The organism is Streptomyces sp. SID12501 (assembly GCF_010550245.1).
Taxonomy (GTDB): Bacteria; Actinomycetota; Actinomycetes; order Streptomycetales; family Streptomycetaceae; genus Streptomyces.
This window is the reverse complement of the sequence record NZ_JAAGLU010000843.1, coordinates 1-413: the sequence shown is the minus strand read 5'-3', so window position 1 is coordinate 413 and position 413 is coordinate 1. Positions and strand designations below refer to the sequence as shown.

Annotated in this window: 1 protein-coding gene and 1 pseudogene; one reads left to right on the top strand and one right to left on the bottom strand. The window is 73.1% G+C overall.

Annotated elements, in window-relative coordinates; translation table 11 throughout:
- Positions 1 to 185, top strand: a 185-nt coding sequence (locus tag G3I71_RS48755) for an acyl-CoA dehydrogenase family protein (RefSeq protein WP_275409464.1), incomplete at its 5' end; no start/stop codon positions are given.
- Here the strand turns inward: G3I71_RS48755 and G3I71_RS48750 are convergent.
- A pseudogene (locus G3I71_RS48750) lies at positions 182 to 413 on the bottom strand (SRPBCC family protein); the annotation flags it as partial. The gene G3I71_RS48755 and the pseudogene G3I71_RS48750 sit on opposite strands and share 4 nt — an antisense overlap.

Below are 413 nucleotides of genomic sequence, written 5' to 3'. Positions count from 1 at the left end.
CGAGCGAGATGTGCAAGAAGGTCACCGCGCAGGCCGTCCAGATCCTCGGCGGCAACGGCTTCACCCGCGAGTACCCGGTGGAGCGGATGCACCGGGACAGCGCGATCTACACGATCTTCGAGGGCACCAGCGAGATCCAGCGGCTGGTGATCGCTCGGACGCTCTCCGGGATGCCGATCCGCTAGCGGCCCCGACGGCCGTCGGGGGACAGGAGACGGGTCAGCGCGCGGGTGAACAGCACGCGGCCCGCGGCGGCCGTCAGCGGGTCGAACAGGCGCGGCAGGCCCCGTACGCGCAGGTCCTCGCGCCAGTGCACCTCCGTACCCCCCGAGGGGAGCGGGCGGACTTCGATCTCCGCCCAGCCGGTCACCGCCCGCCCGCGCTTCTCCAGCCGGACCAGTCCGGCGGCGGGC